Origin of the sequence: Saccharopolyspora sp. NPDC050389 (assembly GCF_040655595.1) — a bacterium.
Taxonomy (GTDB): Bacteria; Actinomycetota; Actinomycetes; order Mycobacteriales; family Pseudonocardiaceae; genus Saccharopolyspora.
In genome coordinates, this window is sequence record NZ_JBFAKG010000063.1 from 50,944 (window position 1) to 58,732 (window position 7,789).

Sequence of the window (7,789 nt, forward strand, 5' to 3'; positions counted from 1 at the left end):
GCCTCCGCTACCAGGTCATCCCGACCGGGTAGCTCGCTCAGCGCGACTTCCGCTGCCTCCAACTCGGTGTCGATGGCCTCCCCAAGCTCGGCCAACACGTCGTCCACCGTCTGCCGGACATTGGCCCGGCCCGGCGCGTTCTCTGGCGTGGTGGCAGCGCCGCGGAGCCCAGGACGGAACCGGTGCTCGAGAGCCGATTCCGGACGCAACGTCCCCGAGATCTGGCTCAGGAGCACCGCGTTGGCGTGCCGCATCTCGACGCTGTCGGCGATCAAAGCGATGGTGGCCCGAGACTTCGCGTCATAGCTGCTGAGGTCGTGGTAGGCAGCGCCGTCGCCGACACCACGGATGTCGACCTCGTCAAAGATCCGTCGCGCCTCCTGCATCGCCGCCGCGTCGAACTCCATCGACTCTGCCAGCGTGGTCATGTCCTCGACGGTCTGCACCACCGCGCCCGAACTCGTGCGCATGGTTAGACGGCTCCCGTCACGGCTCATGCCCATGCCGGCGACGACCGATTCGGCGTCCTGCGCGACCTGGACCCTGTCGCCCTCATTTCGCAGTAGCCACACGACAGCGCTGAGCGCCTCGGGATACCGCAGAGCGTCCCGCTCCAAGCGCTCGAAGTCGCTTACGCGGCGCAGGATGTCGAGAGCTGCCGGTACCTCGGCATCGTCCGCGGTCGCCTGCGGTATCCGGCGCACCCGCGACGGTCGCTCAGACCCGCTCCCGGGGGATTCTGGTTGCAGGCTCTCGCGGCCTGCCGCGGGCGGCGATTCAAGCCGGGGCCGCTTCGCCCGCGGCCCCTGCGGCTCTGCGCCCGCCTGCTCACCGGACGGCCTGGGGGAGCCGGGATCGTCGACCTCCACCGCCGGGTAATCCGAAACCTGCGCAGCCGCTACATCCGGGTCAGGTTCCGTCGTCGCGGCCGGCGGGCCGTCGTCCTGGAAAAGATCCGGATACTTCCGGCGAAGAACCCATTCCGGGTGGACCGAGCCCATGATGCGGCTAAGCCCTTCGGCATACCGGACCAGAGCCTCAGAATCCTTGCCCAGCTCCGCTTCGGCAGCGATGAGGGTGATGGCGGACTCGGCTTCGTCGACGATGTCGGGATCGGGATCGTCGGGATCACGCAGGTCGATCTCCTCGAACAGCCCCCGCGCGGCCTGCGCGATGCTGCTGTCGACCTCCAGCTCGTCGGCAGCCTCGAGGATGTCCTGGATCGAACGCAGCGTCCCGCTTCCACCTGTCATGGCGGTAGGTTCGCTCGGGTCAAGGGCGACGATGATGTCCATCGCATCGTCAAGTACGACGGACTCGTCGGGCTCGTTCTTCAGCCGCCATGCGATGGCGTCCAACGCCAACCGGTCAGCGAGACTTTCCGGGTCTCGCTCGTTGGGGTCGCTCACCTCGTCCAGGATGCCGAGAGCCGCCTCGTAAACGTCGTCGTCCTGCTGCACCCGCGGTATCCGGCGCACCGGCCCCGCCGCCTCCGCCCCAGGCATCCCGAAGGATGCAGGAATGTCGAGGGCTTCGATTTCCTCCAGAGCATCGCTGATGCTGAGTCCCGCATCATCGCTGGGGAAAAGGGATGGCGCGAATGGCGGTGACGGTACCGACTGCGGGACAGGCGTCGAACGGGCGCTGTGCCACCTCTCCCGCAGTCGTCCCAGGGCGCCTTCGATGGCCTCCTCTCCGGACTGCCCGGGGTATCGCGCGGCAGGAGTCACGGCCGGTGGCGCGGCCTGCGCCGCGCTGGGGGGCGCTTCCCGTCCAGTGGTGGAGGTCTCGTCCGATGGCAGCTGCCTTGCCTCGCTCAGCACCTCGGCCAGAAACGCGCCGGGAACCAAGCGGTCGGGTCGCATCTGCACCCGATCCAATGCTCGACGCAGTTCCTGTTCGCTCACCTCGTACAGCTGGCCCCGGTTCGTGTCCGGCCATGACAACCGCTCGGCCGTCGGCCGCGCGGTACCGAGCTCACGTCCGATCGCCTGCGATCTGTTGCGGATGTCCAGGATGCTGGCCGCGTCGATGCCGAGCTCGATGAGCTGTTGAGCAGCAAGCTGGACCAGCGGGGCCTTCAGGTGCAGGTTCGGCGGCTTGTTCTTGAGCTGCTCATCCAGCGTCACCGAGCGGAGCTCTGGTGGCAGGTCCAGGCCATTGCGGTCGACATCGGGCCTCCTGTACGGCCCGGTGAAATGGTGGACGCTGTCGACGATCGCCCGCGCCAGCTGCATCAGATCCTGCGCCAGCGGGACCGAGATCTGGCGCAGGGCGCGCACCGGCATCGCCGCGGCCTTGCCCACGCTGACGACCCGCTGCGGGGTCCACGCCCGTGACGGCATCGCCCTCGACTTCGCCCCGGACGCGGCCCCGTCGCGCTCCTGCCGGCCGATTCCCAGGTCGCCGACCCACCGCTGGACCACCTCAGACGGTGTCCGCGCCGGATCCTTGCGCACCTCGTTGGCCGCGACGAACGTGAGGTTGCTGGCCGAGATGCCCTGCTCGAGCGCGCTGGGCCCGTCGACCGCTTGCCGCACCGCTTGCCGCACCTGCAGCCAGGTGTCCCAGGTCAGGCCCGAGCGTGCCTGTCGCAGGAGCTCCTCGTCGAAACGCCGCCGAGCGGGCGACGCGGCGGGTTTCGCCGCCTGCTCCGGTGCGGCTTGCCTGCTGCCGGGTTCGGTGAACAAGTCTGGCGGGAAGACCGATCCGTCAGACCGCTTGCCGACCACCAAGATCCTGCTCAGATCACCCAGCATGGCGGGATCGACCGGGTCTCCGTCGGCCTGCAACACCGCCACGTTATTGGCATCGCCGGCCGCACCGCCCGGTTGGCGCGCCACGACGTAGGCGTCACGCGATTCGCCGTCCAGCACGATCGCGGTCGCGGCGCCGCCTTCGTCCGCACGCACCGCCTCGATGACGCCGTTCAACGTCCCGCCCATGACGACCGGCGCGGTCCACATGCTCTGGCCAAGCTGAGGCGGCTCATCACCAGGCTCTGCTCGCTTCTTGCCGATCCGCGCGATGCGCGCCTGGCGGATCTCGTCCTCCCGCACCAAAGCGAGTTCGGCCGCGCCGGACTTCACGAACCGGCGAGCGTCGCCGTACCCGAACAGGCCGAAATGGGCAGGCTTCGGCAGCGCGCTCCGCAGCTCCTCGAACCTCGCCGCCCGATCCTCACTCACCGTGGCGACAGCCTGATCGCCAATAAGCGCCGAACCGTCCGCGTCCATCGCGATGGCGTAGACAAGCTTGTCGGCGTCAATGCGAGCATCGCTGCCGGTCATGTCGTACGACACGCCGTTGTGGTGCCGCTTGACGCGTACGTCGCTGTCACCCACGCGCTGCATGACAAGAGCCTGGTGCCCGGCAGTGTCTACCAGCACCGCGGTCGCACCCTCACCCCGCCACCTGAGCAGGTCTCGGGCCTGGGAGAAAGCACCCGGCCCCCGGCCGACCAGAGTCGGCTTCAGCGTCCATCGCTTGGCCGGATCGTCAGCTGGCAGGTCCCGGACGGCCGCCTGCACATCCTCCATCATCGTCAGGCTCAATGCCGGCAGCAGGTCTGCGTCTTCGGTCGGCGGTATATTCGCGTACTCCTCGGCGAGCTGGGAAACCTGCTGGTCCGTCAATGCGGCCCGACGGCCGAAGAGCAGCCTGCCGTCAGGCAGGTAGGCCACCCCGAACAGCCGCCCCGCACCATCCAGATCGCCAGGTCCCGCGGCCTGGCCGTCGTGCATGCCGAAAATATGGACGTCGTTGCCACGCCGCACCAGGACGAACCCCTTGCGCGTGTCCGGCGCGAACACCAGCGCCCGCACATCGTCGACGTTTGCCCCGTACAGCAACTGTCCGACCCGTCTCATCGCCACCAGGCCGTCACCCAGATAAGCGAGCGGGTAATTGGGCATGCCTGGCCCGCCGGCCCGATCGTTGCGTCCCGGTCCCAACGCCTTTGCCTGGAAGACCAGCGCATTGTCGAACCCGGCGAACATGTCGCGGAATCCAGCCAGCGTGTACTTCAGCGCCGCGTCGGGAGACGGCCAGGATGCCGTGATCGCGTCGAACAGTGCTTGGTCTTCCTGCGCCAGCGACGGCCCAGCGCCTTCCGGCGGCGCGCCACCGGGGAGCTTGTTCTGCTCTGCCCGCGCGCGCAGCCCGTCCGCGACCCACCGGGTACGGGTGTCGAGTCCGGCGCTGTGCACCTCGGCGAGCAGGATTCGGTCCACCAGGCCACGGACATCCTCGCCGAGCCGTCCGACGGCGTCCATGTCGAGGATGCGCTGCCGTTCCAGGTATCCCGCCAGCCGCGCTTTCTTGTCGTCCGAATGCGACTCCACCGTCGGCGTATCCGCCACCGCCGTACCCAACGTCTTGATGAAGGTTTCGACCTGCGGGTCGGCGCCCCCGGACCACAAGGCGTTGACGGAACCGTCCATGCTGAGCATGGGATCGGCGAATTCGAGGGGAATCTCCCGGATCTCCCGTACCCCGCCCGTGTCGTCGACTTCGGCGAGGGAGGTCGTATCGGTCCGGCCGGACCCATCGGAGACGGCCGAGACGATCGAAGCCGCATCGGACTCCTCGGCGAGCAGGGCCCGCTCGTCGGAGTACAGGTCATCGGGATCGTCCGAACGGGTCTTCTCGTCAACGACCTCCGCCGCGGTTTTCTCCTCGACGGTCTCCGCCGCGGTCTTCTCGCCGCGGGTCTCCGCCGCGGTCTTCTCCTCTTTCTCCTTGAGGTTCTCCGGTGCGGTCTTCTCACCGCGGGTCGCCGGCAGATCCTTCCCACCCCGACCAAACCAGTCCCGCGGGTTCCACGAACCCGGATCAGGCCGCACATCCAGCAGTTCGGCCACCAACAACGCGATCCTGGGCGCCCGGTCACCTTGCCGGGGCTGACGAAGCATCAGCTCATACAAACCCAGCAACGTTTCCGGCCCGTACCTAGCCGTCAACGCCAACTGATCAACCCGGCCCTGCAGGATCGTGTTCAACCACACGAACGACGTGACCCCGGCATTGGCCAACCGCAGATCCTTCTTCGGCTTACCCGCATACGCCCGCAACTTCGCCGGCAACGCCTCCGGATCCCCCAACAACCCCGCATACGCCCGCAAATCCGGATCAGCAGCAACCAGCATCGCCAACATCTCATTCCGCGACCCCGGCTTCGAACCCGACCCGGACCTCACGCCCGGTCCCGACCCGCGACCACCACCAATCTTCTCCATCCGCGACGACGACTCCACCGCCCGCGACGAGTCAGCACCGTCGCCGACACCCGCGGCCGCCGTCACCTCCCGGGCCCCACCAGAACGGGAACCATCACCGACCCGGCCCGGCATCCCCGGACCCACCGTCCCAGCCCTCAGCGACGGCACACTGCGGCTCGACGACCCCGACCCCGGCCCACCAGACGTGCCCGACCCGCCAGTGGTCCCAGCCGATCCGGCGGACGTCCCACCAGACGTACCCGCGCCCGGCCCCACCGGCGCAGAACCCGAGGGGGCCGCCGCTGAAGTGCCCCCGGTAGTACCGGTCGTGGCGGCCGCGGGGATACCCGAGGTAGCCGCCGCAGGAGCCTGCGAAACCGGAGCGGTCGCCGGCGCCTGGCCAGAACCCTGCCCAGTCCCCGAACCAGAACCCGAGGTAGCCGCCGCAGGAACCTGCGAAACCGGGGCAGTCGCCGACGCCTGGCCGGAGCCTTGACCCGTCCCTGAACCAGAACCCGACCCGGTGCCGGTACTGGCGGCCGGGGCCTGGATCGGTGTCGGGGTCGCGCCGTCGCGATCACCATCGGAGCCGACCGCGGCATCGGAAACGACCGGAGTATCAACACCCCCCGGCACCGGAACGCGGTTGTCCCCGGCGGCCGGGACACCAGAAGGAATCCGCGCCGACGTCGACTCGCCACCACCGGACTCACCGGCCGACTCCCGACCACCACCAGGCATGCTGGTCGACCCATCGACCCGTTCGCCGCCAGGCACGCCGGTCGACTCGCGATTACCGCCAGACTCGCCGCCGCTCTCGCCGCTGGGCTCATCGCCGCGTTCGCCGCCGGGCACGCCGGTCGACCCACCGGCCCGCTCGCCGCCAGGCTCACCGACCCGTTCGCCACCACCAGACTCACCGGTGAACCCGCGATGACCACCAAGCTCGTCACCGCGTTCGCCAACGCCGGTCGACCCACCGCGTTCGCCACCACCAGGCTCACCGGTGAACCCGCGATCACCGGACTCACCGGCCGACTCCCGACCACCGCCAGGCGTGCCGGTCGACTCACCGACCCGCGCACCGTCAGGCACTTCGCCGCGTTCGCCGCCGGGCACGCCGGTGGATTCGGACCCGGGCTCCCGCGCGCCATCGGGCTGACCGGCGGGTTCAGACCCGGGCTCCCGCGCGCCATCGGGCTGACCCGTGGACTGACCGGCGGGTTCAGAGCTCGGGTTGGCCTGATTGTGGGTGACAACCTCACCGGCGTTGGGTGCCGGCCCGGAGTCTGCCCCGTGGGGCTGGGACTGCGCGAAGCCGCCCAACCCGTCGTTCCCGGGGGTCCGGGCAGAGTGCGTAACAACCTCGCCAGGGATCCCATCACCGGTGACGCCTGACTGCGGAACATCCTGCCCCGACGGGACCTGCCGATGACCTTCCGGCACCCGCTGCTGCTGCCCGCCACCAGACTCTTCCCGGACAGCCTCGGATCGCATCGGGTCACCCGGATCACCCGGCGTGACCGGGACCTGGGCACCCGGCTGCCCCGGCCGCGACGCAACAGCACTTACCGGATCCACGACGGGCTTGGTGTCCGACCCGCCCTCGGCACCGACCCGCTCACCCGGCACACTCCGGCCACCAGTGGTTTCCCCACCCGCAGACACAGCACCAGAACCCTCCGGAACACTCGGATGACCAGACTCGCCCACCGAGGCGGGACTGTGCTCGTCGCCGGGCTGGTTCTGGCCGTTGCCCGGCAACACGGCATCCCGGCCCCCACGAGAACCACTGGAGTCGCCCTGGCCGGTGGAGTGGGTGGAAATGGCCGGTGGGACGGTGGTTCCGCCGGTGAACGCCCCCAGCCCCGGCCCATCACCGCTGCTGCCGCCGGACTCGCTGCTGCCGCCGCCGGACTCGCTGCTGTCGCTGCCGGACTCGCTGCTGTCGCTGCTGAACTCGCTGCCCGCGTCGTCCGCGTCCTCGCCGCCGTAGCCGGACTCGCTGCCGGCGTCGTCCGCGTCCTCGTCACTGCCGTAGCCGGACTCGCCGCTGCCACCGCCGGACTCGCCGCCCGCGCCGTCCGCGTCCTCGTCACTGCCATAGCCGGACTCGCTGCTACCACCGCCGGACTCGCTGCTGCCGCTGCTGAACTCGCTGCTCGCGTCGTCGGCGTCTGCGTCCTCGTCGCTGCCGTAGCCGCTGTCGGCATCCTCATCACCCGGGACATGTTTGTTGGCCTCGTGTTCCAACGCCCGCCCGCCGAGACCTTCCCCCACCTTCTCCCCGGCGATCTCCGCCACCGCCGACGCCCCACCCGCGGTGAACGCCGCCGGGTTGAACACGAACTCGCCCTCCATGATCCCGACCGCGACCGTCTCGGTAGCCCCCTCATGCAGGCCCTCACCACCGATCCGCGCCCCAGGATGGGCAAACCACCCATCCACCGCGCCCGGCTCGCCGCCCGCACGCTTCACCCAATCCTTGATCGCACCCTTCAGCTTCGGCAACGCCCCCATCGCCCCGAACGACAACACCGACCCCACCGCAGCGATCACCGCGGCACTCT

General features: G+C 69.4%; 3 protein-coding genes. 2 read left to right on the forward strand and 1 reads right to left on the reverse strand.

Translation table 11 applies throughout. The features are described 5' to 3' along the window. Positions 1-5,156 (reverse strand): hypothetical protein (locus AB0I53_RS33010; protein WP_358611859.1); only part of this gene is annotated, 5,156 nt, incomplete at its 3' end. Between the two features lie 996 nt (positions 5,157-6,152). On the opposite strand from AB0I53_RS33010, the gene AB0I53_RS33015 reads away from it, so the two are divergent. Continuing rightward, positions 6,153-6,617 (forward strand): hypothetical protein, encoded by a 465-nt coding sequence (locus tag AB0I53_RS33015; protein WP_358611862.1) that lies wholly within the window; start codon positions 6,153-6,155, stop codon positions 6,615-6,617. Positions 6,618-7,044: 427 nt separating this feature from the next. Further along, the gene (locus tag AB0I53_RS33020; RefSeq protein ID WP_358506592.1) at positions 7,045-7,215 is read left to right on the forward strand and encodes a hypothetical protein; all 171 of its coding nucleotides are present in this window, start codon (positions 7,045-7,047) and stop codon (positions 7,213-7,215) included. Positions 7,216-7,789: the final 574 nt, after the last annotated feature.